Source organism: Gammaproteobacteria bacterium (assembly GCA_037388465.1).
Lineage (GTDB): Bacteria > Pseudomonadota > Gammaproteobacteria > SpSt-1174 > SpSt-1174 > JARRKE01.
Map to the genome: position 1 here is coordinate 1 of JARRKE010000019.1, position 23,908 is coordinate 23,908.

The following is a 23,908-nucleotide window of genomic DNA, read 5'->3' on the forward strand; positions in this document are numbered from 1 at the left end:
TCTGACCGGCGCCGACGTATTCGGTCCCGGTCACTTGTTTGCAGGTGCCGGGCTCGTCGCCGGTCACCTTGCCGCTGCGGCCGACCTCGTTGCCGGTGACGCGGTTGCCGCGGCCGGTCGAACTCACGCCGACCCGGTTAAAACCCTTGGCCGGTTCGGCCTGGCAGAAATCGCGGAAGATATCCGCACCCATGTATTCGGTGCCGGTCACGGTGCGGCAGGTGCTCGCCTCGTCGCCGGTCACGTCTCGGCTGCGGCCGACCATCGTCCCGGTCACGGTCTGCCCGTCTGCGGTTTCGCTGGCGCCCACCTTCCAGGGCGCGTCCTGGGCCGCAGCTTGCGAAGCGTTGGTGCGAGCCGGCCGCTGCCGCCCGGTCGGCGCGGACTTTTTCTGTCCGGCGCCGCCACGCCGGCTCCGCTGCTCGCGCAGCGCCTGGGCAAGCTCGCGCCCGGACAGTTCCGGATTGCCTGCGCGGGCGGCCTGCGCCGGCGTCATGCCAGCCGCGCTGACGCCCGCCTTGCCGCGCGCAGCCTGTGCCCGGCGGCGGGCCATGGATGCGGCACGACCGGGTTGCCGGAGCCGTGTCCTGCACCGGCTTGCCGGGCATACCAGTGCGTACGCGGTCCTGAACGCCGGCAGCGGTTTTGCCCTTGCTGGACATGGCCTTGCGACGGGCGAGCGCAGCGGCGCGGCTGGACGTGCCACTGCCGGCGGCAGCCCCCTGGCTGCGCGCTGCGGGCACCGGGGCCGCAGCCGTCTGGGCCGGCGCGGCACTGCGCGCGGCCGAGTCCGCCCGAGTGCGGCTGGCCGCGGAGGCCTTGTCGGCCGCCTTGCCGGCACTCGACAAGGCCTTGCGCCTTGCCAGCGCCAACGCGCGTCCGCTTATCTGTGCACTGGTCTGCTGTGTCATGTCTTCACCCGTCTGAAAAGCTGTCTTTACTGCCGGTTTTCCGGCCCAGGGCGGCATGCTGTTGCGTTGCCGCCCCAGCCGGATTCGCCTCACTTCATTGCGTGGCGTCGATTAGCCACGGCCCTCGATGACCACGAAGCACACGCCCTGGCTCTGGGTGTAGTTGTCGTAGCCAATCAGGCGCACGTGATGGCCCGGGTAGGCGCGATGGCAGGCATCGATCTCCGCCATTACGTTGTCCAGATTCTTCTCGCCGAAGAACGGGAGCTTCCACATGGTCCAGTAGTGGTTGCCCGCGCGGCTCGGGTGCTCGTGCTCGATAGCCGGGGTCCAGCCGTTGGCGATCAGGTACGCGATCTGGTCGTAGACCTCGTCCTGGGTCAGCTTGGGCAGAAAGCCGAAGGTCTCGAGCGTCTGGGCGGTCTGGTAATCACCCATCGTGGAACTGTTGTTCATTGAGTTGTCCTCGTAATCGTTTCAGTCGGTCTGAAGTCGTGAACGGACAGGCGATCAGCCCACGTCGAGCTTGTCGACGGTGTCGAATTCGAACTTGATCTCCTTCCAGGTCTCCATCGCGATGGCCAGCTCGGGGCTGTGCTTGGCGGCCTCGGTGAGGATGTCGCGCGACTCTTTCTCGAGTTCGCGACCCTGGTTGCGTGCCTTGACGCAGGCCTCGAGCGCCACGCGGTTGGCAGCGGCACCGGCGGCGTTGCCCCAGGGATGCCCCTGGGTACCACCACCGAACTGCAGCACCGAGTCGTCGCCGAAGATCGTGACCAGCGCAGGCATGTGCCAGACGTGGATACCACCGGAAGCGACCGCGAACACGCCGGGCATGGAGCCCCAGTCCTGGTCGAAAAACACGCCGCGGCTGCGATCTTCCGGCACGAAGGACTCGCGCAGCTGATCGACGAAGCCGAGGGTGGAGGCACGGTCGCCTTCGAGCTTGCCGACCACGGTGCCGGTGTGCAGGTGGTCACCGCCGGACAGGCGCAGGCACTTGGCCAGAACGCGGAAGTGGATACCGTGCTTCGGGTGACGGTCGATAACCGCGTGCATGGCGCGGTGGATGTGCAGCAGCATGCCGTTCTTGCGGCACCACTTGGCCAGGCCGGTGTTGGCGGTGAAGCCGCCGGTCAGGAAGTCGTGCATGACGATCGGGCAGCCGATTTCCTTGGCGAACTCGGCGCGCTCGTACATCTGCTCCGGATCGGGCGCCGTCACGTTCAGGTAGTGACCCTTGCGCTCGCCGGTTTCCTGCTCGGCCTTCTGGATGGCCTCGCCGACGAACTCGAAGCGGTCGCGCCAGCGCATGAACGGCTGGGAGTTGACGTTCTCGTCGTCCTTGGTCAGGTCCAGACCGCCGCGCAGACACTCGTACACGGCACGGCCGTAGTTCTTCGCGGACAGGCCCAGCTTTGGCTTGATGGTGCAGCCCAGCATCGGGCGGCCGTACTTGTTCAGGCGGTCGCGCTCGACCTGGATACCGGCCGGCGGACCGCCGCAGGTCTTGATGTAGGCGATCGGGAAGCGGATGTCTTCCAGACGCAGGTGGCGCAGGGCCTTGAAGCCGAACACGTTACCGACCAGCGAGGTCAGCACGTTAACGATGGAGCCTTCCTCGAACAGGTCGATCGGGTAGGCGATGAAGGCGTAGAAGGACTCGGGGTCACCCGGCACGTCCTCGATGCGGTAGGCGCGGCCCTTGTAGTACTCCAGGTCGGTCAGGAGCTCCGACCACACGGTGGACCAGGTACCGGTGGAAGATTCCGCGGCGACGGCCGCCGCCACTTCCTCGCGCGGCACGCCAGGCTGGCCGGTGCATTTGAAGCACGCGAGCAAATCGGTATCGAGCGGCACATAGTCCGGCGTCCAGTACATCTCGCGGTACTCTTTCACGCCCGCTTGGTAATTCGCACTCATTGAGGAGTCCTCCTAATTTGCGATTTGAGTGTTAATCGATCGACGGCTTCGCGTTCCTGATACGCAGCCCAAGCCTGCAAGATTGGCTCAGAGTTTATGGAGCCGGATATGTAAATAACAGTTTAAGTTTTTAAACTTTTGCTTTAATAATCGTTTAAATATATGGCAGCCCGGCAATGTGCGCGGAGTCTAGGGCGGGAGGAGCGGTAAATTACAGTTTAAGTTTTTAAATATTGCGTTTAGCAATCGTTTAAACCTGGAAAATCCAGGCCGAAACGAATCGGCGTTATCCGGCAACTGGCGGGACAACGAGGGCGTGCTACGCAAGGGAACAAAGCCTGAAGGCCGCCTCAGAACGGCCGTTTTTTTATTTCCACGGCGGATGTCACAATCCGGCCACTCGGGACGTCTCCAGATTGGATCCCCACGCATACCCGGACAGGAGGAAGGAATGCCTTCCGAAGCAACCGACTTCAATCACTATCGTCCCCGACTGTTCGGCATCGCCTATCGCATGCTCGGCACCCGCAGCGATGCCGAAGACGTCCTGCAGGATGCCTATCTGCGCTGGCATCACGCGGACACCTCATCACTGGACACCCCGGAAGCCTGGCTGGTCACGGTCGTGACCCGGCTGTGCATCGACCACCTGCGCAAGGCCAAGCGGGAACGCGAAACCTATCCGGGTGAATGGCTGCCCGAGCCGCTGATATCCGCACAGGCCGCCTCTGCGGAAGAAACCATCGAACTGGCGGGCGATATCTCGCTGGCCTACCTGCGCCTGCTCGAACGCCTCAGCCCCGAAGAGCGCGCCGCCTTTTTGTTGCGGGAGGTCTTCGAATACGACTACCCGGCCATCGGGCAAATCCTGGAAAAATCGCAGGAGGCCTGCAGGCAGATCGTCCATCGCGCCAGAAAACACCTGCAAGCCGGGCGGACCCGTTACTCGGTCGATCGCCAAGCGCATCTGGACCTGCTGTCGAAATTCGTCTCCGTCGCCTACACGGGCAACATCGATGCGCTCAAGACCCTGTTCGCCGAGGATATCCGCCTGATCAGCGACGGCGGCGGCAAGGCCACCGCCGTCAACCGGATTCTCTACGGACCGGAACGCATCGCCAGACTTTATTACGCGGTCAGCAAACGGCTGGACGGCCTGCGGCGGTTTGAGATCATGGACATCAACAACGAGCCGGGCCTAGTCGCCTATCGAAACGATAACGGAGACGTGGAATCCGTCATCCTGCTGATGACGGATGGCCAGGCGATCCACGAGATCTACACCGTCCGCAATCCGGACAAGCTTTCGCTACTCACCCTCCACTGAGAGGGACATAGCGCCCATTGTCACAAACCGTCCGATCCGGGCGTCTTCAGGATGCACACACCAAGCACAGGAGACCCCGACATGCGACCACAACTGAATTACACGGAAATCGCCCCCGAGGGGCTGCAGCCGATGCACGGACTGGAGGCCTATATCCGCCAGTGCGGCCTGGAACACAGCCTGCTGGAACTCGTCAAGACACGCGCCTCGCAAATCAACGGCTGCGCGTTCTGCCTGGACATGCACACCAAAGATGCGCGCGCCGCCGGTGAAACCGAACAGCGCCTCTACACCTTGCCGGCCTGGCGGGAGACGCCGTTCTTCTCAGCCCGGGAAAGAGCCGCCCTGCTCTGGACCGAGACCCTGACCGAGCTTTCGACACACGAGATCACGGAGCAGATCGAACAGACGGTGCAAGAGCAATTCAGCGACAGGGAGCTGGTCGACCTGACACTCGCCATCATCGTGATCAATGGCTGGAATCGGCTGGCCATCCCCTTCCACACACCCGCGGGCAGCTACGACCCCGCAACCTGGCCACGCCGGACAAAACTGAAATCGCACTACCAGCAGGCAAGCTGACCCGCCAGGCATATCCACGAGGGTCTGTCCGGTACCTGTGCCGACAGGCCCTCCTCACCGGTCCGCAAGACCTGAAAGCCCCACCCTGCCTTTATCAAGCGGCAACGCAGCGCACGAACTCAGCCACGCATCCGCAGTCAAACATTCGACTGGATACCACGCGGCGCAACACAGGCCGTTCGTCCCCACCCGCCGCTCCAGCACCCCACCGACGCAGCGCCCCCGGCGCGCCAATCCGGTGCACGAAGCACCTGGCGCACCATATCCGCGCATATGTTTATTATTAAAAACACCTCGATTCGGGCTTACGGCCGGCCACGGCGTTGGCCAACCCAGTTGACTTACAACGAAAATTGCTGCAAATATGCAGAAATAGCCTTGTCCCCGGAGGCGTTTTTTTACTGTTGAATCCGGCGCTTAGGCATATACGCGTTTATTATATTAATCCAAAAACGAAGCTTGATACCGCCATCCAAGGAGATTCCCCGCCCGACCAGCCCTAATTTGGCACGCATTTTGTTACCCCCCTTTGGCAACGCCTATCACAACAACAATCCGGCGGCTGCTGAAAACAATACGACTCGCAGTATTTGACTGAGGAATGAGATCTGATGCCTGAAGCCCAACGATCCCCCCATGCGGTCTTGGACGACCCTCAATCCACGGCACAGACCGCCCCCCTGTCCCACGGGGTAAGCCTGGAAGTGCAGCAAGTTACCAAGCATTACGATGAACATCTGGCACTGGACGGCGTAAGCCTGAAGGTGGAACCCGGCGAATTCTTTACCCTCCTCGGACCGTCGGGTTGCGGCAAGACCACGCTGTTGCGATGCATCGCCGGACTCGAACGACCCGATTCCGGCGAGATAGTCATCAACAACAAGCAGGTTACCGCCGAGTCCGCCCACGTCCGCAAAGTCAACACCGTCTTCCAGTCCTACGCCCTGTTTCCCCACCTGAACGTCACCGACAACATCGCCTTCGGACTTCGCATGCGCGGCATCTCCAAGGCCGAGCGCCACGCGAAGGTGGCGAAGATCCTCGAATTCATGCACCTGGAGCCGCTGGCCTCGCGCCGGCCGGACCAGCTTTCCGGCGGCCAGCAGCAGCGCGTCGCGCTGTCGCGGGCCCTGGTCAACGAACCGCAGATCCTGCTGCTCGACGAACCGCTTTCCGCGCTCGACGCCAAACTGCGCACCGAGCTGCAACTGGAGCTCAAGCGCACCCAGCAGCGCCTGGGCATGACCTTCGTCCTGGTCACGCACGACCAGGCCGAAGCGCTGACCCTATCGGACCGCATCGCGGTCATGCGCAACGGCCGCGTCGAGCAGGTCGGTGGCGTGACCGAACTGTATGAGCGTCCCCGCACGGCCTACGTCGCCGAGTTCCTCGGCCTGGCCAACTGCCTGCCGGTGAACCGCGTGGATGGCAATGCGCTCGACACACCGATCGGACGCCTGATGATCGAACCCGCGGCAACCAACGTATCCAAGGTGATGATCCGCCCCGAGCGACTGCGTATCGGCTGCGAATCACTGCCCGGCTACAACAGCTTCCAGACCGTGGTGCGTGAACGCATCTATCTCGGCGCCAGCAGTCGCTACAGCCTGGAAATCGGCGATTACTGCCTGACGGCGGTGGTCGCCCACCAGGGCCACGGCTGCGATCTGCCGGAGATGGGTGAGACGATCACCGTGCAGGCGCATCCCCAGGACGTCATCCCGCTCGCGGATGACTGACCGATCCATCAAGTAACGGAGATGCGCACATGATCCGCTTGAATGGGTCCTCATACACACAGGCTTTACGGCTCACCGCCACCATCGGTCCCGGGGTGGCGTGGATTACCGTCTTTTTGTTCCTGCCCAGCGTGCTGATGGGCCTGTTGGCCTTCCTGACCAACGGCGCCTACGGCCAGCCCGTCATGCCGCTGACCACGGATGCCTTCAAACAGGTCGCGGGTTTCAACTTTCTGGGGTGGAGTCCTGGCAATCTGCAGGTCATCGGCCGCTCGCTGCTGCAGGCGGGCTATACGACCATCGCGACCATCCTGCTCGCCTATCCGGTGGCATTCTTCATCGCCGGCGTGCGCGAGCGCTATCGCGCCTTCCTGCTGCTGTTGGTCATCATCCCCTCCTGGACCAACCAGGTGGTACGCACCTATGCCTGGATGCAGCTGCTCGCGCCCGACACGCCGCTGTCCGATCTGGCCGTGCACCTGGGCCTGATCCCGCAGCATCTCGGCCTGTATCCCAGCAATTACGCCGTATCGATGGGCCTGATCTACAACTACCTGCCCTACATGGTGTTGCCGATCTATGCCTCGGTCGAAAAGCTCGACTGGCGCCTGGTCGACGCCACGCGCGATCTGTACGCCAACAGCTGGCGGGTGTTCTGGCACGGCGTGTTCCCGCAGACCATCCCGGGCCTGCTGGCCGGCATCATCCTGGTGGCCATCCCGGCATTCGGCGCCTACATCGTTCCCCAGCTGCTGGGCGGTGACAAAGCCATGATGCTCGGCAACCTGATCGCCTCGCAGTTCAGCTCGCTGCCCAACTGGCCGTTCGGTGCCGCCCTCACGCTGGTCATGCTGGCCTTCACTTTCATCGGATTGGCGGTATTCAGGCGCCTCTCCCGAAAACTGAACGCCGGGGAGGCGAACCTGCTATGAGATCCGGTATCGCCAAGAAGATTTCGAACGCCGTCGCGCTCGCCACGCTGGGCTTTTTGTGGATGCCGCTGGTCGTGGTGGTGGCCTTTTCGTTCGAACCCGAAATGGCCGCGGTGCACCTGACCGGCTTTACGCTCGACTGGTACGGCAAGGTGCTGGAAGGCGGCGGCATGCTCAACGCCCTGTTCAAGTCGCTGGAACTGGGCCTGACATCCGCCCTCATCGGCACCCTGTTCGGTGCCTTCCTGGCCGTCGGGCTGCACAAGTATCGCGGCAGGGGATTCGCCGTTCTGGCCCTGATCGTCTACCTGCCGATCGTGATGCCCGACGTCATCTACGGCATCTCGCAGATGGTGTTCTTCAACTACCTCAAGCAGTTCATCGGCTGGCCGAACGCGGGTCTGCTGACCATGGGCATCGCCCACATCAGCTTCCAGATTCCCTATGTCGCACTGATCGTCTATGCGCGCCTGGTGGGCCTGGACCGGGATCTCGTCAACGCGGCGGCCGATCTTTACGCCTCACCGCTGAAGAGCATCTACGCCTTCTGGATCCCCGTGCTGCGCCCGGCCCTGATCGCCTCGTTTCTGCTGGCGTTCACGCTGTCGCTGGATGACTTCGTCATCAGCTTTTTCACCAGTGGCCCGGGCAGCGTGACCCTGCCGATCTACATCTGGGGCAGCATCGCCAAGCACGGCGTCACACCGGAAACCAACGCCATCGCGAGCCTGCTGATCGGTGCCGTGCTGCTGGTCGCGTTGATCCAAACCTATTTAAGCGCCCGTCGTGTTGGGCATCTTGCACCAACGAGTAATTAACCATCAGCCAGATATAAATGGAGAGCAACACATGTCCCTGTTCAAACGACTGTTAATGACACTGGTGCTGGCGTCCCTGCCGGCATGGGCCTTCGCCCAGCAGACGCTTTATCTGTTCAACTGGACCGAGTACATGGATCCGGACATCATCAAGGCGTTCGAGAAAAAGTACGATGTAAAAGTTGTCGAGACCTACTATTCTTCCAACGCCGAACTGCAGGCCAAGCTGATGGCCGGCGGCACCTCCCAGTACGACGTGGTCGTCCCCTCGAACTACATGATCCAGCGCATGGCCAAGGCCGGCCTGCTTATGAAGCTGGATCACAAACAGATTCCCAACCTCAAGAATCTGATGCCGCAGTTCAACAACCCGGCCTACGATCCCAACCTGCAGTATTCGATTCCCTACCAGTGGGGTACCACGCTGCTCGCCTACGATGACCGCAAGATCAAGAACCCACCCAAGAGCTGGTCGCTGATCTTCGACCCGAAGGTCAACGCCTCTTATCCCTTCGCCGTCATGGGCAGCACCGGTGCGGACACCATGGGCGCCGCCTGCGCCTATCTCGGCCTCGGCTTCGACTGCACCGGCGTGGACGCATGGAAAAAGGCCGCCAAAGCGGTGGTCGCCGTGCAGAAACGACCCAATTTCACCGGCTTCGTCGACGGTACGCCGGCCCTGCATCAGCTAGAGAAAGGCATCATCTCCGTCGGCATGATCTTCAACGGCGACCTCGCTTCCGAGATCGAGGGCAGCCCCAAGGCCACCAAGCATGTGAAGTGGTTCATCCCGAAGGAAGGCTCGGAGGTCTGGGTGGACAACATGGCCATTCCCGCCCATGCCCCGCATCCGGCGCTGGCCTACAAGTTCATCAACTACATCCTGGATGCCAAGGTCGGCGCGCAGCTGTCGAACTATAACGTCTACGCCAGTCCGAACGCCGCCGCCAAACCCTACCTGGATCCGGTGCTGAAGACCCCGCTGGTCACCCCGACCGCCGAGGAGTGGAAGCGACTGAGCTATGTGCCTGCCTTGGAAGGTGAGGCGTTGAAGCAGTACTCAGCGATCTGGCGCGCCGCGCGCGAGCACTGATCCTGTGCCTCCGCCCCCGTTGCATCTCTCATCGCGAGGGATGCAACGGGGGTTTTCTTTTGGGTGCGCCAACGCATCCGTCCCGCCAACCATGCTTCCCCCGACAGCAGCCCCGCATTACCGCCTCATCGACGTATAGCCATCAACCCATTCTGGTTCTTCAGGCACAAAAAAGCCGCGGGCCCGTCACCGGACCCGCGGCATTGGCTTGCAGGTAATGCGTGACCGTTACTTGTGCACGGGCATATGGAAGTGCGACGCCCCTTCGGCATGCGCGTGCCAGCGCGAGGTCACCGTCTTGAGGCGCGTGTAAAACCGCACGCCTTCCGGGCCGTGGATGTGCATGTCGCCGAACAGTGACTGCTTCCAGCCGCCGAAGCTGTGGAACGCCATGGGCACGGGGATCGGCACGTTGATACCCACCATGCCCGCCTGTACGGCATGCGAGAAACGCCGCCCCCAACCGCCGTCGCGGGTGAAGATGGCGGTGCCGTTGCCGAAGGTGTGTGCGTTGATCAGCTGCAGGCCGGTATCGAAATCCGGCACGCGCACGACCACCAGCACGGGGCCGAATATCTCTTCCTGGTAAATGCGCATCTCGGGGGTGACGTGGTCGAACAGGCAGCCGCCCAGGAAGAAACCGTCCTCATGGCCGGGCACCTTGAGATCACGGCCGTCGACGACCAGGGTGGCGCCTTCCTCGACGCCCAGGTCGACGTAATCGCGCACCTTCTGATAATGCTCGCGGGTTACCAGCGGGCCCATTTCGATCTCGCCGGCATCGCCGGGACCGATCTTCAGCGCCTCGACCCGTTCGGTCAGCTTCGCGACCAGCGGATCGGCGATATCGCCCACGGCCACGGCCACAGAGATCGCCATGCAGCGCTCGCCCGCCGAACCGTAGGCGGCGCCCATCAGGGCATCCACCGTCTGATCCAGGTCGGCATCGGGCATGACGAGCATGTGGTTCTTGGCGCCGCCCAGGGCCTGCACGCGCTTTCCGTGCTCGGTCCCGGTGTTGTAGATGTACTTGGCGATCGGCGTTGAGCCCACGAAGCTGATCGCCCCCACACGCGGGTCGGTCAGCAGCGTGTCCACGGCTTCCTTATCGCCGTTCACCACATTGAACACGCCATCCGGCAGCCCTGCCTCGGTCAGCAGCTCGGCCATACGCATCGGCAGACTCGGGTCCTTTTCCGATGGCTTGAGGACGAAGGTGTTGCCCGCGGCAATGGCCACCGGGAACATCCACATCGGCACCATGGCCGGGAAGTTGAACGGCGTGATGCCGGCGCACACGCCGACGGGCTGGCGCAGCGACCAACTGTCCACGCCGCGCCCGACGTCTTCCGACATCTCGCCCTTGAGCAGATGCGGAATGCCGCAGGCGAACTCCACCACCTCGATACCGCGGGTCAGTTCGCCCATGGCGTCCGGCAGGGTCTTGCCGTGTTCGCGCGTGATGATCGCCACCAGGTCCTGCTTGTTCTGTTCGAGCAGTTCCTTGAAGCGGAACAGGATGCGCGCGCGGCGCAGCGGCGTCATGGCGGCCCAGGCGGGCGCGGCCTCGGCGGCGGCCTGGATGGCCGCCTCGGTCTCGGCGCGGGAGGCCAGGGCGACACGCGCCTGGACGCTGCCCAGGGCCGGGTTGTAGACATCGCCGTAACGCTCGCCGGTACCGGCGACCCGCCGGCCGTTCACGTAGTGGCCGAGCGTCGGCAAGGTGGCAGCATCAGGCTGCGCCGATGTCTGAGTATTGGCGGTGGATTGACTCATTAGGATTACCCCGATTTGGCAGGCCTTATCGTATAAGCGTAGGCCCTGGACGACGAATGCGACAGAAACAAAAAAATCCGCGGGGGGCGTTGCGCCCCCCACGGCAATACCGAGCTTCAGCTCGCCAGGGAAAGTCGTTTCAGCGCATCCAGCGCAGGCTGATAGTCATAGCCCAGATCTCGGGCCACGGCCTCGAAGGTCACCTGCCCCTTGTGCACGTTCAGGCCGTTGCGCAGATGCGGGTTGTCCAGCAATGCCTGTCCGTAGCCCTTGTCCGCCAGTTCCAGCGCATACGGCAGCGTCGCGTTGGTCAGCGCGAAGGTCGAGGTGCGCGCCACGCCGCCCGGCATGTTGGCGACGCAGTAGTGCACCACGCCCTCAACCACGTAGGTCGGATCCTCGTGGGTGGTCGCACGGCTGGCCTCGAAGCAACCGCCCTGGTCGATGGCGACGTCCACCACCACCGAACCGTTGTGCATGTGCTTGAGCATCTCGTTGCTGACCAGCTTGGGCGCCGCGGCACCGGGCACCAGCACGGCACCGATGACGAGATCCGCGTTGTACACGTGTTCCTCGATGGCGTCGGAGGTGGAGTAGACGGTCTTCAGCAGCGGACCGAACTGGGCGTCCAGCTCCTTGAGCCGGTTCAGGTTCCTGTCCAGGATGGTGACGTTCGCGCCCAGCCCCATGGCCATGCGCGCCGCATTGATACCGACCACGCCGCCGCCGATGACGGTGACATTCGCGGGCGCCACACCGGGCACGCCGCCCAGCAGCACGCCGCGGCCGCCCTGGGCCTTTTCCAGCGCGTGGGCACCGGCCTGAATGGACATGCGCCCGGCGACCTCGCTCATCGGGGCCAGCAGCGGCAGCCCACCGCGGTCATCGGTCACCGTCTCGTAGGCGATGGCGATCGCGCCGGAGGCCACCAGCAGCTTGGTCTGCTCCGGATCCGGGGCCAGGTGCAGGTAGGTGAACAGCACCTGGTTTTCGCGCAGCATCTTGCATTCAACCGGCTGCGGTTCCTTCACCTTGATGATCATTTCCGCACGCTCGAATATCTCGGCGGGCGTGGCGACGATCTCCGCACCTGCGGCCTGGTAGGCCTCGTCTTCCAGACCGATGCCGGCACCGGCCTGGGTCTCGATCATCACCTTGTGGCCGTGCTGCACCATCTCGCGAACGCCAGCCGGCGTCAGGCCAACACGGTACTCGTGGTTCTTTATCTCTTTAGGGACGCCGATCAACATCGTAAAACTCTCCATCTATATGAATGTTTGAACAGTCGGGCGCACAAACGTTCGCCAACTGCGTATCACTTGGTCGCCTTGATCGCCTCGGCCAGTACACCGATCAGTTCGTCTATCTGCGACTTCTCGATAATCAGCGGCGGGGACATCGCGATGATGTCGCCCGTAAACCGCACCAAGGCACCTTTCTCAAAACACCTCACATGGACATCAAACGCCCGCTTACCGGGTTCGCCCGGCCGCGAGTCGAGTTCTATGCCCGCCACCAGACCCAGATTGCGGATGTCGATGACGTTGGGCAGATCTTTCAGGCTGTGCACCGCATCTTCCCAGTACGATGCCAGCTCGGCACCGCGGGTCAGCAGGCCGTGCTCCTCGTAGACGTCCATGGTCGCGATGCCCGCTGCGGCAGCGACCGGATGCCCTGAATAAGTGTAGCCATGGAACAGCTCGATCATGTTTTCGGGGCCGTTCATGAAGGCCTCGTAGACGTGCTCGCGCACGAACACCGCGCCCATGGGGATGGTGCCGTTGGTCAGGCCCTTGGCGGTGGTCATGATGTCGGGCAGCACATCGAAGTACTGCGCGCCGAAGGGCTCGCCCAGGCGTCCGTAACCGGTGATCACTTCGTCGAAGATCAGCAGAATGCCGTACTTGTCGCAGATCTCACGCAGGCGTTTGAGATATCCCTTGGGCGGCAGAATCACGCCCGCCGAACCGGCCACCGGCTCCACGATGACCGCGGCGATGGTGGAGGCATCGTGCAGGCCGACGATGTGCTCGAGCTCGTCCGCCAGTTCCGTGCCGCCGTCCGGCAGGCCGCGGGTGAAGGCGTTGGCCTTGATGTTCAGGGTATGGGGCAGGTGATCGACGCCGGTGAGCAGGCTGCCGAACTGCTTGCGGTTGGTGACGATGCCGCCTACCGACACCCCGCCGAAATTGACGCCGTGGTAACCCTTTTCGCGCCCGATCAGGCGCTGACGGGCACCCTCGCCGCGCGCGCGATGGTAGGCAATGGCGATCTTGAGCGCGGTATCCACCGACTCGGAGCCCGAGTTGGTGAAGAACACGTAGTTCATGTCCCCGGGCGTGTGCTTGACCAGCCGGTTTGCCAGCTCGAAGGGCAGCGGATGCCCCATATTGAAGGTGGGGGCGAAATCCAGTTCCTCGATCTGGCGCTGAATCGCCTCTACAATTTTACGTTGGCCGTGGCCCGCATTGACGCACCAGAGACCGGCCTGCCCGTCGAGGATCTTGCGGCCATCCGCCGTGGTGTAATGCATACCTTCGGCCGCAACCAGCAAACGGGGTGCATCCTTGAACTGGCGATTGGCCGTAAAGGGCATCCAGAAGGACTCCCTGCTGGCACGATCCTGGATAATGTTTTGATAGCGGTTCACGTCGTTCATCACCACGGGTCCATGGTTCAATAGCTCAATACTGGCGATTCTAGCATGTTAAATAAAATAAACAACACACCCGCGATATTTCCGGGTATTCCTGGAATTCAACCGCTTACGTGTTTACTATATTAAGTGGAATGAGGTTAAATACATGAGCATAGATGTCGGTGCACGACTGCGCGCATTACGTGAGATGTACGGTCTCTCGCAGCGCGAACTCGCCAAGCGGGCGGGAGTGACAAACGGGATGATTTCGCAGATCGAGCAGGACCGGGTCAGCCCGTCCATCGGCTCGCTGAAGAAGATCCTGGACGGCCTTTCGCTGTCCATGGCGGATTTCTTCACCCAGGATTTCGGCGCGGCGGAACAGGTGTTCTTTTCCAAGGACGACCTGCCGGATCTGGGCAGCGGACCGATCGCCTTCTTCCTGGTCGCAGCCAACCGCAAGGAACGCGCCATGTCGATGATGCATGAGGTCTACGCGCCCGGTGCCGATACCGGCGAGGAGATGCTGCAGCACAACGGCGAGGAAGCCGGCGTGGTGGTGCGCGGGGAAATCGAAGTGACGGTCGGCGGAGAATCGCGCGTGCTGGGGCCCGGCGACTCCTATTACTTCGAGAGCCGGATTCCGCACCGCTTCCGCAACCCGGGTGATGTCGAGGCGGAGATCATCAGCGCCAACACACCGCCCAGTTTCTGATCCCGGACGTCAGGCGACAGGTCGGACGCCCGGTGATGATCAACCAACACCTTTTGGAGTTCTCATGACCAGTAACCTGACGCTCTCTGACTGGCAGGCCAAAGCCACGACCCTGAACATCCGCGGCCAGGCCTTCATCGGCGGGCGGTATGTAGACTCGCTGTCGAACAAGACCTTCGACTGCATCAATCCCGCCAACGGCCAGACCCTGGCCAGGATCGCGGAATGCGATGCGGCGGATGCCGATGCCGCCGTAGCCGCCGCCCGCAAGGCCTTCGAGTCCGGCTCCTGGTCACGCATGGCGCCGCACGATCGCAAGCAGGTGATGATCCGTTTCGGCCAGCTCATGGACGAACACCTGGAGGAGCTCGCGCTGCTCGAAACCCTGGACATGGGCAAGCCGATCGGGGACAGCACCACCATCGACATCCCCGGTGCGGCCCGCTGCATCCGCCACTACGGCGAAGCTGTCGACAAGCTGTACGACGAGGTGGCACCAACTCCCGACGCGGCCCTGGGGCTGATCACCCGCGAACCCATCGGCGTGGTCGCGGCCATCGTCCCCTGGAATTTCCCCATCCTGATGGCGGCCTGGAAGATCGGCCCGGCCCTGGCCGCCGGGAACTCGGTCATTCTCAAGCCCTCGGAAAAATCGCCCCTGACCGCCATCCGCGTGGCCGAACTGGCGATGGAGGCCGGCATGCCGGAGGGCGTGTTCAATGTCCTGCCCGGTTTCGGCCACACCGTCGGCAAGGCCCTCGCCCTGCACATGGACGTGGATTGCATCGCCTTCACCGGCTCCACCTGGGTCGGCAAACAGATCATGCAGTATGCCGGCCAGTCCAACCTGAAACGGACCTGGCTGGAGTGTGGCGGCAAGACGCCGAATATCGTGTTCGCCGACACCCCCGACCTGGATGCCGCGGCCGAGGCCTCCGCCTTCGCCATCTTCTACAACCAGGGCGAGATGTGCACCGCCGGTTCGCGTCTGCTGGTGGAGGAATCGATCAAGGAGGCATTCATCGAAAAGGTCATCGCCTCCGGCCAGCGCATGGCGCCCGGCGATCCGCTCGACCCGCAGACCCGCATGGGCGCCATCGTCGACGACATCCAGCTCGACCGGGTGATGGGCTACATCGAGGACGGCAGAAAGGCCGGTGCGCGCATTCGCCTGGGTGGCGAGCGTGCCCTGCAGGAAACCGGCGGCTATTATCTGCAGCCGACCATCTTCGACAATGTGACCAACGACATGAAGATCGCCCAGGAGGAGATCTTCGGCCCGGTGCTCTCCACCATCAGCTTCACGGATGAGGAAGAGGCCGTACGCATCGCCAACGACACGGACTATGGCCTGGCCGCGGCGGTCTGGACCAGCAACATGAGCAAGGGGCACCGCATGGCCAAGCGCCTGCGCGCCGGCACCCTGTGGGTCAACTGCTTCGATGAAGGCGACCTGACCGTGCCGTTCGGCGGTTTCAAGCAATCCGGCAACGGCCGCGACAAGTCGCTGCACGCCTTCGACAAGTACGTCGAGCTCAAAACCACCTGGATCGATCTGAGTCGCTGATAGCGGCTCGCGGCCGCCCGCCGATACGATGAAGCGCAAGCCTCCCGTAACGGCGGGCACCCGCCCCACCCTGAGTATCGTCCCGGCCGCGCCGGACAATCTCGAACAACTGCTGGCCCTGATCGAGGACTACCAGCGCTTCTACCGGGCCACCGACATCGATCCGGCGCGCAACCGCGCGTTCTTCGCCTCGCTGCTGGAAGCACCCGAGGAAGGCATCCAGCATCTCGCCCTCGTCGATGAACATCCCGTCGGTTTCTCCACCCTTTACTTCACCCGCTGCAGCGTCGAGGCACGGCGCATCGCCACGCTTTACGATCTGTTCGTGGCATCAACCCATCGCGGACAGGGTATCGGCCGGCAACTGATGGAGCACGCTGCCGGCATCGCCCGCGCGCGTGGGCTCACCCTGATGGAATGGGAAACCGCCGGCGACAATCTAACGGCCCAACGGCTTTATGACGGTACCGGCGCCGAACGCAGCGCCTGGGTTCACTACAGCAAACGCATCGATCACTTTTAAGCACCATCAATGGACAGGGAACGCTTTTCCAACCGGGTTGCACTCATCACCGGCGCCGGCAGCGAAACCGGTATCGGCTTTGCAACGGCATGCAACCTGGGGCGCTCGGGCGCCCGCATTGCCATCACCTCCACCACGGCGCGCATTGATGAGCGGGTGGCGGCCCTGCAGGCCGAGGGAATCGACGCGCGCGGCTACGTCGCCGACCTCACCGACCGTAAACAGGTCGACGCACTGATCGGGAACGTACAAAGGGATTTCGGAGCCGTCGACATCCTGGTCAACAACGCCGGCATGACCCAGGTGGGGCAGGAGGAGCCGCTGCTGTCGCTCGCCGACATGACGCCCGAGACCTGGGATGAGAGCATCGACCGCAACCTCGGCACCTGCTTCAACGTCACCCATCGCGTGCTGCCCGGCATGATCACCCGAGGCTACGGGCGCATCGTAAACGTGTCGTCGGTGACGGGCCCGCTGGTCAGCAATCCCGGCGAGGCCGCCTATAGTGCCGCCAAGGCCGCGATGGTCGGCATGAGCCGCAGCCTGGCCATCGAGGTGGCCGCCCACGGCATCACCGTCAACAACGTCGCCCCCGGCTGGATCGCCAGCGGTTCGCAAACCGCGGAGGAGGCCGTCGGGGCGCAGAACACGCCGATGAAGCGTGCCGGCACGCCGGCCGAGGTGGCCGACCTGATCGCCTTCCTGGCCTCCGACGAAGCGACCTACATCACCGGCCAGCTGCACGTCATCGACGGCGGCAACATCCTGCAGGAATACAAGGGTCCCGGCGAGCAGTACTACTGAGCCGGTTACGGCAGCAGGTCGCGCATCCGGAACCAGGCCATCGACAGGACCAGCGCGGGCGTGCGGAACCACTTGCCGCCAGGGAACGCCATGTGCGGAATCCTGGCGAACACGTCCAGGCGTTCCTCGGTGCCGGCGATGGCCTCCGCCATCAACTTGCCCGCGAACCCCGTCAGCGCGATGCCGTGCCCGGAAAAGCCCTGGGCGAAATACAGGTTCTGATCCAGCTTGCCGAAATGCGGCGCCCGGTTCTCGGTGATGGCGACATAACCGCCCCAGGCGTACTCCACCTTCACATCGCCGAGCTGCGGGAAGACCTTGAGCATGCGCTTGCGCATGGAATGCCGGATGCTGAGCGGTTCGACCGTGGAATAGGAAACCCGTCCGCCGAACAGCATGCGGTGGTCCGCCGATAGCCGGAAGTAGTCCAGCACGAAGTTGATGTCCGCGACGGCCGCGTTGTTGGGCAGCAGCGAGCGCGCGGTTGCCTCGTCAAGCTGCTCGGTGGCGATGATATAGGTGCCGACCGGCATGATGCGACGCCACAGCTTCGGCTCCAGGCCGTCCAGATGGGCGTTGGCGCACAGCACCACGTGCTTGGCGCGCACCCGCCCGCCCCGGGCGGTATGCACCGTTGCGGTATTGCCGCGCTCGATATGCGTCACCCGGCTGTCCTCGAAGATCTGCGCCCCGGCCTTTTGGGCCGCGGATATCAAACCGAGGGTGTAGTTCAGCGGATGCAGGTGGCCACTGCGCGGATCGTACAATCCGGCGACATAGCGGTCGCTGTCGACCATCGCCCTGAGCGCGTCGCCGGTCAGCACCTCGACGCCTTCGTAGCCGTAGTCGCGCACCAGCTCATCGCGCCAGCGCTCCAGCTCCCGATGCTGGCGCGATTTGAGCCCCACGTGCAGATGCCCCGGCGCGAGATCGCACTGGATGCCGTGCTTTTCGATCAGCGAATCGACCAACGACAGGGCTTCGACGGACATATCCCACAGCTGCCGGGCGTCACCCTTGCCGACCAGGCGGTCCAGTTTGCCCATGTCGCAGCCGTAGCCGAAGATCTTCTGCCCGCCGCTGCGCCCGGAAGCGCCCCAGCCGACCCGTTGCGCCTCGAGCAAAGCCACCTTGTAGCCGCGCTCGGCGAGATGCAGCGCCGTGGAGGCGCCGGTGATGCCAGCCCCCACCACACAGACATCCACATTGATGTCCTCTTCCAGAGCGGGAAAGTCGAGCGTGAGATTACGGCTCGCAGCGTAGTACGAATCGACATGGGCCGACTTGGTCATAAGGACTCCGAACAGGCTAGACGGTGAGCAGATACCACTCGTGCTCGAGCGGCGAGACGTGATAATTGAATTTCTCGCGTTCGAAATACTTGTTGGCGAGATAGACCTTGAGGAAGTCGCGTCCCAGGTATTCGGGAATCACCGCTGCGGCTTCCAGCGCCTGCAGCGCGCTCAACCAGGTATTGGGCAGGCAGGGTTCGAACTGTTCGTAGGCGTTGCCTTCCACCGGCTTGCCCGGATCGACCTTGTTGACGATGCCGTGATGCATGCCCGCCAGCACGGTGGCGGCAAGCAGGTAGGGATTCACGTCAGCGCCCGCCACCCGATGCTCGACACGCTTGGCATGGTCCGCCCCCGCGGGTATGCGCAGCGCCGTGGTGCGGTTGTTGAAGGCCCAGGCCGGACACAGCGGCACGAAGGAATGCAGGCGGAAACGCCGGTAGGAGTTCGCGTTCGGCGCGAACAGGGCCATGGACTCCTCCATGGTCACCATCAGACCGCCGATGGCATGACGCAGAACATCGCTGCCCAGCTCGCTCCCGTCGGCGAACACGTTGCGCCCCGACTCATCGACCAGGCTGACGTGCACATGCGTGCCGCTGCCGGCGTTGTCGTCGTAAGGCTTGGCCATGAAGGTCGCCTCCATGCCGTGCTTCTGCGCGACATTCTTGATCACGCGCTTGAGCAGGATGGCATGGGCGCAGGCCGACAGCGGGTCGGCCTCGTGATGCAGGTTGACCTCATACTGGCCGGGCGCGTACTCCGCCACCGCGGTTTCCGCAGGAATGCCCTGAATGGCGCAGTATTCGCCGATGTCCGCCAGGAACTCGCTGTAGTCGTCCACCTCGGACATGCCGTACACCTGCGTATTGCGCTCGCGCTCGCCGGTCACCGGCGAAAGCGGCGGCTGCGGCGCACCGCCGGCGACCCGACGCTTGTCGATGAGATAGAACTCCATCTCCACCGCCACCACCGGCGTCAGGCCCAGTTCACGCTTGAAGCGCTCCAGCACGCGGGCGAGCACATGCCGTGGATCGGCAAAGTAGGGGCTGCCGTCCATGGTGTACATGCTCAGCATGAGCTGGCCCATGGGACGCGAATGCCAGGGCACGAACTCCAGGGTACCGGGCACCGGATAGCAGATCTGGTCCGCGTCGCCGATCTCGAAACCGAGCCCGGTCTCCTCCGCCGTATCGCCCGTGATGTCGGCACCGAACAGCGACCCCGGCAGATTCACTCCGTCCTGATAGCATTTATCCAGGGTGCCGACGTCTACCCGCTTGCCGCGCAGAACGCCGTTCACGTCCGGGACGAGCAGATCGACGGCACGGACCTGGGGATACTGGCGCAGAAACTCCGCGACCTCGGGATGATCGCTCACAGCGGTTTGGGCGGACATGATTTACGCTCTGGGTTGTTTAATATCTTTATACTGGTGATCGTCACCAGGACCTGTCAAGTCGGCTCGCCCACTCCGGAATCCGGCGCCGCCCGGGACTGCACCAAAATATGATGCACCCGGCACGTCCGCACGACTTCGGTGCAAACTGGCCGTTTTATAATTACTTAAGCCCTGCCTCGACAGGGACCGGACAGCCGCATTGCGCCGGCCCCGCTTGTTTCACTCGCGAGGCGATGATATGTTTAATAAACTTAACACAAACTCACCATGACCAACAGCAGCCCCATCATCGGGATCCCCGCGGATCGCCGCGAACTGAGCCCGCACGTCTATCACATGGCGGGTGAGAAATACCTGACGGCCGTGACCGAGGCCATCGGCGGCGTACCGATCATTATCCCCGTCCTGTCAGGCCACTTCGACATGAACACGGTGCTCGAACTGGTCGACGGCATCCTGCTGACCGGCAGCTATTCGAACATCGAGCCGGCGCATTACGACGGCCCGCCCAGCGCGCCGGGGACGCTGCACGACAGCGCCCGCGACGCCGTGACCCTGCCGCTGATTCGCACGGCCATCGAGCGGGGCATACCGCTGTTCGGCATCTGCCGGGGATTTCAGGAGATGAACGTGGCCCTGGGCGGCAGCCTGCACCAGCGGGTGCACGAAGTCCCCGGCAGACACGACCATCGTGAAGACGCCACCCAGCCCCTCGATATCCAATACGGTCCCGCTCATGCGGTATCGTTTACCGAGGGCGGCCTGCTGCACAGCCTGACCGGCAAACTCGAAGGCGAGGTCAATTCCATACATTGGCAGGGCGTCGACCGGCTCGCGCCCGGCCTGAACGCGGAAGCGACGGCACCGGACGGCTTGGTCGAAGCATTTACGGTAAACAACGCGCCGGGCTTTACCCTGGCGGTGCAATGGCACCCCGAATGGCGCGCCACACAGAATCCGCTATCGATGGCGATGTTCAAGGCGTTCGGTGACGCCTGTCGCCAGCGAGCGAAGGTAGGTAACTAATGAGTATGGACCCGACCCAGATGGCATACATCACCCAGTGGCTGCAGGAGCACAAGATCACTGAGGTCGAATGCCTGATCCCCGACATGACGGGCAACGCCCGCGGCAAGATCATCCCGGCCGCCAAGTTCTGCAAGGAACAGGGCATGCGCCTGCCCGAGCAGCTCTTCATCCAGACCGTCACCGGCGACTGGCCGGATGACGAGAGCATGATCGATCCGCGCGAGGTCGACATGGTGCTGCATCCCGATGCGAACTCACTGCGTCTCGTCCCCTGGGCGGCGGATGCCACGGCCCAGGTCATTCACGATTGCTACCTGCGCGACGGCGCACCGGTGGATATCGCCCCGCGGCAGGTCCTCAAGCGCGTGCTCGCCCGCTACGAGGAGCGCGGCATGCAGCCCATCGTGGCGCCGGAACTCGAATTCTTCCTGGTCAAGCGCAACATCGACCCCGATTATCCGCTGGAACCGCCGATTGGCCGTTCCGGACGTCCGGAACGCGCGCGCCAGTCCTACGGCATCGACGCGGTCAACGAGTTCGACCCGCTGTTCGAGGACATCTACGACTATTGCGAGGCGCAGAACCTGGACATCGACACCCTGATCCACGAATCGGGTGCCGCGCAGATGGAGATCAACTTCCTGCACGGCGACGCGCTCGAACTGGCCGACCAGGTATTCCTGTTCAAACGCACCGTACGCGAGGCCGCCCTGCGCCACGACATGTACGCCACCTTCATGGCCAAGCCGCTGGAGGACGAGGCAGGTAGCGCCATGCATATCCACCAGAGCGTGACGGACACGACGACCGGCAGGAATCTCTTCTCCAACGAAGACGGCAGCATGAGCAAGACCTTCTGCCAGTACATCGGCGGACTGCAGCGGCACATGCCCGCCGCCATGTCGTTCTTCGCCCCCAATGTGAATTCGTACCGGCGCATCGCCCGCCACGAATCGGCGCCCATCAACGCCGACTGGGGTATGGACAACCGCACGGTGGGACTGCGTGTGCCCTTCGCCTCAGCCCAGAACATGCGGGTGGAAAACCGCGTCGCCGGCGCGGACGCCAATCCCTATCTGGCACTAGCCGGCACTCTGGCCTGCGGCCTGCTCGGCATCCTCGAAGACGCCCACCCCCGGGATGAGCAGAAGGGCAGCGCCTACGATCTGCCGTTCGGTCTGCCGCGCAGCCTGGAGGATTCCCTGATCAACCTGGAGGCGAGCGCGCCCCTGCAGGACCTGCTCGGTGAACGTTTCGTCCGCGCCTATACCGCGGTCAAGCGCAAGGAATATGAAACCTTCTTTCGTGTCATCAGTTCCTGGGAGCGCGAGTTCCTGCTGTTGGCCGTGTGAATACGTCGCCGTTCCGCGCCGACCTACAACCTTAAGAGAGATTGACCATGGCAGAAGCAGCCCACAAGCACAAAACCACCGCGGACTGGCAGCGTATGGATTCCGCGCATCACCTGCATCCCTTCACCGACTACAAGGACCTCAACACCAAGGGGTCGCGCATCATCACCCGCGCGGAAGGCTGCTATGTGTGGGACTCCGACGGCAACAAGATCCTGGACGGCATGGCCGGGCTGTGGTGCGTGAACATCGGCTACGGCCGCAAGGAACTCGCCGAGGTCGCCTATCGGCAGATGCAGGAACTGCCGTACTACAACAATTTCTTCCAGTGCAGTACGCCGCCCGCGGTCGAGCTCGCCGAGCTGTTGTCCGAGGTAACGCCCGCCCACCTCAACCACGCCTTCTTCACCGGCTCGGGTTCGGATTCCAACGACACCGTGCTGCGTATGGTGCGTTACTACTGGAAGCTGCTGGGCAAGCCTTATAAGAAGGTCATCATCTCGCGCCAGAACGCCTACCACGGCAGCACCGTGGCCGGCGCCAGCCTGAGCGGCATGACCGCCATGCATGAACAGGGCGACCTGCCCATTCCCGGCATCGTCCATATCGAGCAGCCCTACCACTTCGGCAACGCGCCCGACATGGACCCGAACGAATACGGCATCCAGGCCGCGCGCGAACTGGAAAAGAAGATCGACGAGGTGGGCGAGTGCAACGTGGCCGCCTTTATCGCCGAACCGATCCAGGGCGCCGGCGGCGTCATCATCCCCCCGGAAAGCTACTGGCCCGAGATCAAGCGCATCTGCGCCGAGCGCGAGATCCTGCTCATCGCCGACGAGGTCATCACCGGCTTCGGACGCCTGGGCACCTGGTTCGGCTCCGAGTACTACGGCATCGAACCCGACCTGATGCCCGTCGCCAAGGGACTGTCCTCGGGCTACATGCCCATCGGCGCGGTGATGGTCAGCGACAAGGTGGCCGACGTCGTGATCAACCAGGGCGGCGAATTCTTCCACGGCTACACCTACTCCGGTCATCCGGTGGCCGCCGCCGTCGCCGCCGAAAACCTGCGCATCATGCGTGACGAGGGCATCATCGAGCATGCCGGCAAGGAGATCGCCCCCTACCTGCAGCAGCGCTGGCGCGAGCTGGGCGATCATCCGCTGGTGGGCGAGGCACGCGGCGTCGGCATGGTGGCCGCCATGGAACTGGTCAAGTCCAAGGAACCGCGCGAGCTGTTCCCGGAACCCGGCAAGGTCGGCACCCTGTGCCGCGACATCAGCGTCCAGAACGGCCTGATCATGCGCGCCGTGCGCGACACCATGATCATCTCCCCGCCGCTGATCATCACCCGCGAGCAGGTCGACGAGCTGATCGACACGACCAAAAAGGTCCTCGACCTCACCGCGCAGCGGGTGCACGAGGTTCTCTGACGCAATGCCGTGCCGCGGGCATGACCCGCGGCACGCTTATCCCACCTTGCTC

At 63.2% G+C, this 23,908-nt stretch carries 22 protein-coding genes; 14 read left to right on the plus strand and 8 right to left on the minus strand.

Features of this window, described 5'->3' with window-relative positions; genetic code table 11:
- On the minus strand, positions 1-553 hold a 553-nt coding region (locus P8Y64_05705; protein ID MEJ2059968.1), incomplete at its 3' end, for a CsoS2 family carboxysome shell protein.
- A gap of 98 nt (positions 554-651) precedes the next feature.
- Between P8Y64_05705 and P8Y64_05710 the strand changes: the two genes are divergently transcribed.
- The gene (locus tag P8Y64_05710; GenBank protein ID MEJ2059969.1) at positions 652-927 is read left to right on the plus strand and encodes a hypothetical protein; all 276 of its coding nucleotides are present in this window, start codon (positions 652-654) and stop codon (positions 925-927) included.
- 95 nt (positions 928-1,022) lie between these two features.
- Here the strand turns inward: P8Y64_05710 and P8Y64_05715 are convergent, their stop codons facing one another.
- Positions 1,023-1,367, minus strand: coding sequence for a ribulose bisphosphate carboxylase small subunit (locus tag P8Y64_05715; protein ID MEJ2059970.1), 345 nt, complete (start codon positions 1,365-1,367; stop codon positions 1,023-1,025).
- Between the two features lie 54 nt (positions 1,368-1,421).
- On the minus strand, positions 1,422-2,834 hold the full coding sequence (locus P8Y64_05720; protein ID MEJ2059971.1) for a form I ribulose bisphosphate carboxylase large subunit: 1,413 nt from the start codon (positions 2,832-2,834) through the stop codon (positions 1,422-1,424).
- A gap of 451 nt (positions 2,835-3,285) precedes the next feature.
- Here P8Y64_05720 and P8Y64_05725 point away from each other — a divergent pair, with 451 nt between their 5' ends.
- The 6 genes from P8Y64_05725 (at position 3,286) to P8Y64_05750 (ending at position 9,325) form a co-directional block, all read left to right on the plus strand.
- Positions 3,286-4,161, plus strand: coding sequence for an RNA polymerase sigma-70 factor (locus P8Y64_05725; GenBank protein ID MEJ2059972.1), 876 nt, complete (start codon positions 3,286-3,288; stop codon positions 4,159-4,161).
- 81 nt (positions 4,162-4,242) lie between these two features.
- Entirely contained in the window at positions 4,243-4,743 is a 501-nt protein-coding gene (locus tag P8Y64_05730) for a carboxymuconolactone decarboxylase family protein (GenBank protein ID MEJ2059973.1), read from the plus strand.
- Positions 4,744-5,447: 704 nt separating this feature from the next.
- Positions 5,448-6,482, plus strand: coding sequence for an ABC transporter ATP-binding protein (locus P8Y64_05735; protein ID MEJ2059974.1), 1,035 nt, complete (start codon positions 5,448-5,450; stop codon positions 6,480-6,482).
- A gap of 29 nt (positions 6,483-6,511) precedes the next feature.
- A complete protein-coding gene (locus P8Y64_05740; protein ID MEJ2059975.1) occupies positions 6,512-7,414 on the plus strand; it encodes an ABC transporter permease in 903 nt (300 codons plus the stop codon).
- Complete coding sequence (locus P8Y64_05745) at positions 7,411-8,232, plus strand: ABC transporter permease (GenBank protein MEJ2059976.1); 822 nt, start codon at positions 7,411-7,413, stop codon at positions 8,230-8,232. Before P8Y64_05740 ends, P8Y64_05745 begins: the two co-directional genes overlap by 4 nt.
- Before the next feature lie 31 nt (positions 8,233-8,263).
- The gene (locus tag P8Y64_05750; protein MEJ2059977.1) at positions 8,264-9,325 is read left to right on the plus strand and encodes a spermidine/putrescine ABC transporter substrate-binding protein; all 1,062 of its coding nucleotides are present in this window, start codon (positions 8,264-8,266) and stop codon (positions 9,323-9,325) included.
- Between the two features lie 228 nt (positions 9,326-9,553).
- On the opposite strand, the gene P8Y64_05755 is transcribed toward P8Y64_05750, so the two are convergent.
- The 3 genes from P8Y64_05755 to P8Y64_05765 all read right to left on the minus strand — a co-directional run bounded on the left by P8Y64_05755 (position 9,554) and on the right by P8Y64_05765 (position 13,760).
- Positions 9,554-11,101, minus strand: a complete 1,548-nt coding sequence (locus P8Y64_05755) for a CoA-acylating methylmalonate-semialdehyde dehydrogenase (protein MEJ2059978.1) — start codon at positions 11,099-11,101, stop codon at positions 9,554-9,556.
- Positions 11,102-11,217: 116 nt separating this feature from the next.
- Positions 11,218-12,351 carry an alanine dehydrogenase gene (gene ald, locus P8Y64_05760; GenBank protein ID MEJ2059979.1) on the minus strand — a complete coding sequence of 378 codons (1,134 nt, stop codon included), beginning with the start codon at positions 12,349-12,351 and terminating at the stop codon, positions 11,218-11,220.
- A 65-nt stretch (positions 12,352-12,416) separates the two neighbouring features.
- Positions 12,417-13,760, minus strand: a complete 1,344-nt coding sequence (locus tag P8Y64_05765; GenBank protein ID MEJ2059980.1) for an aspartate aminotransferase family protein — start codon at positions 13,758-13,760, stop codon at positions 12,417-12,419.
- Between the two features lie 145 nt (positions 13,761-13,905).
- Here P8Y64_05765 and P8Y64_05770 point away from each other — a divergent pair, with 145 nt between their 5' ends.
- The 4 genes from P8Y64_05770 to P8Y64_05785 all read left to right on the plus strand — a co-directional run bounded on the left by P8Y64_05770 (position 13,906) and on the right by P8Y64_05785 (position 17,348).
- Positions 13,906-14,454, plus strand: coding sequence for a cupin domain-containing protein (locus P8Y64_05770; GenBank protein MEJ2059981.1), 549 nt, complete (start codon positions 13,906-13,908; stop codon positions 14,452-14,454).
- 64 nt (positions 14,455-14,518) lie between these two features.
- Positions 14,519-16,021 (plus strand): aldehyde dehydrogenase, encoded by a 1,503-nt coding sequence (locus tag P8Y64_05775; GenBank protein MEJ2059982.1) that lies wholly within the window; start codon positions 14,519-14,521, stop codon positions 16,019-16,021.
- A 28-nt stretch (positions 16,022-16,049) separates the two neighbouring features.
- The gene (locus P8Y64_05780) at positions 16,050-16,544 is read left to right on the plus strand and encodes a GNAT family N-acetyltransferase (GenBank protein MEJ2059983.1); all 495 of its coding nucleotides are present in this window, start codon (positions 16,050-16,052) and stop codon (positions 16,542-16,544) included.
- Between the two features lie 9 nt (positions 16,545-16,553).
- Positions 16,554-17,348 carry an SDR family NAD(P)-dependent oxidoreductase gene (locus P8Y64_05785; protein ID MEJ2059984.1) on the plus strand — a complete coding sequence of 265 codons (795 nt, stop codon included), beginning with the start codon at positions 16,554-16,556 and terminating at the stop codon, positions 17,346-17,348.
- A 5-nt stretch (positions 17,349-17,353) separates the two neighbouring features.
- Here P8Y64_05785 and P8Y64_05790 read toward each other — a convergent pair whose 3' ends face one another.
- Entirely contained in the window at positions 17,354-18,640 is a 1,287-nt protein-coding gene (locus P8Y64_05790; GenBank protein ID MEJ2059985.1) for an FAD-binding oxidoreductase, read from the minus strand.
- 16 nt (positions 18,641-18,656) lie between these two features.
- The gene (locus P8Y64_05795) at positions 18,657-20,039 is read right to left on the minus strand and encodes a glutamine synthetase family protein (GenBank protein MEJ2059986.1); all 1,383 of its coding nucleotides are present in this window, start codon (positions 20,037-20,039) and stop codon (positions 18,657-18,659) included.
- A 270-nt stretch (positions 20,040-20,309) separates the two neighbouring features.
- Between P8Y64_05795 and P8Y64_05800 the strand changes: the two genes are divergently transcribed.
- From P8Y64_05800 to P8Y64_05810, 3 genes are read left to right on the plus strand one after another with little or no spacing between them, the layout of a single operon-like run.
- Entirely contained in the window at positions 20,310-21,068 is a 759-nt protein-coding gene (locus P8Y64_05800; protein MEJ2059987.1) for a gamma-glutamyl-gamma-aminobutyrate hydrolase family protein, read from the plus strand.
- Between the two features lie 20 nt (positions 21,069-21,088).
- Entirely contained in the window at positions 21,089-22,423 is a 1,335-nt protein-coding gene (locus P8Y64_05805) for a glutamine synthetase family protein (protein ID MEJ2059988.1), read from the plus strand.
- 47 nt (positions 22,424-22,470) lie between these two features.
- The gene (locus P8Y64_05810) at positions 22,471-23,856 is read left to right on the plus strand and encodes an aspartate aminotransferase family protein (GenBank protein MEJ2059989.1); all 1,386 of its coding nucleotides are present in this window, start codon (positions 22,471-22,473) and stop codon (positions 23,854-23,856) included.
- The last annotated feature ends 52 nt before the right edge of the window (positions 23,857-23,908 follow it).

What these genes read in the sequence shown, in the direction of transcription:
- P8Y64_05715 (MEJ2059970.1), bottom strand. Translation starts at nt 1,367, where the DNA reads ATGAACAACAGTTCCACGATGGGTGATTACCAGACCGCCCAGACGCTC.
- P8Y64_05720 (MEJ2059971.1), bottom strand. Translation starts at nt 2,834, where the DNA reads ATGAGTGCGAATTACCAAGCGGGCGTGAAAGAGTACCGCGAGATGTAC.
- P8Y64_05725 (MEJ2059972.1), top strand. Translation starts at nt 3,286, where the DNA reads ATGCCTTCCGAAGCAACCGACTTCAATCACTATCGTCCCCGACTGTTC.
- P8Y64_05730 (MEJ2059973.1), top strand. Translation starts at nt 4,243, where the DNA reads ATGCGACCACAACTGAATTACACGGAAATCGCCCCCGAGGGGCTGCAG.
- P8Y64_05740 (MEJ2059975.1), top strand. Translation starts at nt 6,512, where the DNA reads ATGATCCGCTTGAATGGGTCCTCATACACACAGGCTTTACGGCTCACC.
- P8Y64_05745 (MEJ2059976.1), top strand. Translation starts at nt 7,411, where the DNA reads ATGAGATCCGGTATCGCCAAGAAGATTTCGAACGCCGTCGCGCTCGCC.
- P8Y64_05750 (MEJ2059977.1), top strand. Translation starts at nt 8,264, where the DNA reads ATGTCCCTGTTCAAACGACTGTTAATGACACTGGTGCTGGCGTCCCTG.
- P8Y64_05755 (MEJ2059978.1), bottom strand. Translation starts at nt 11,101, where the DNA reads ATGAGTCAATCCACCGCCAATACTCAGACATCGGCGCAGCCTGATGCT.
- ald (MEJ2059979.1), bottom strand. Translation starts at nt 12,351, where the DNA reads ATGTTGATCGGCGTCCCTAAAGAGATAAAGAACCACGAGTACCGTGTT.
- P8Y64_05765 (MEJ2059980.1), bottom strand. Translation starts at nt 13,760, where the DNA reads ATGAACGACGTGAACCGCTATCAAAACATTATCCAGGATCGTGCCAGC.
- P8Y64_05770 (MEJ2059981.1), top strand. Translation starts at nt 13,906, where the DNA reads ATGAGCATAGATGTCGGTGCACGACTGCGCGCATTACGTGAGATGTAC.
- P8Y64_05775 (MEJ2059982.1), top strand. Translation starts at nt 14,519, where the DNA reads ATGACCAGTAACCTGACGCTCTCTGACTGGCAGGCCAAAGCCACGACC.
- P8Y64_05780 (MEJ2059983.1), top strand. Translation starts at nt 16,050, where the DNA reads ATGAAGCGCAAGCCTCCCGTAACGGCGGGCACCCGCCCCACCCTGAGT.
- P8Y64_05785 (MEJ2059984.1), top strand. Translation starts at nt 16,554, where the DNA reads ATGGACAGGGAACGCTTTTCCAACCGGGTTGCACTCATCACCGGCGCC.
- P8Y64_05790 (MEJ2059985.1), bottom strand. Translation starts at nt 18,640, where the DNA reads ATGACCAAGTCGGCCCATGTCGATTCGTACTACGCTGCGAGCCGTAAT.
- P8Y64_05795 (MEJ2059986.1), bottom strand. Translation starts at nt 20,039, where the DNA reads ATGTCCGCCCAAACCGCTGTGAGCGATCATCCCGAGGTCGCGGAGTTT.
- P8Y64_05800 (MEJ2059987.1), top strand. Translation starts at nt 20,310, where the DNA reads ATGACCAACAGCAGCCCCATCATCGGGATCCCCGCGGATCGCCGCGAA.
- P8Y64_05805 (MEJ2059988.1), top strand. Translation starts at nt 21,089, where the DNA reads ATGGCATACATCACCCAGTGGCTGCAGGAGCACAAGATCACTGAGGTC.
- P8Y64_05810 (MEJ2059989.1), top strand. Translation starts at nt 22,471, where the DNA reads ATGGCAGAAGCAGCCCACAAGCACAAAACCACCGCGGACTGGCAGCGT.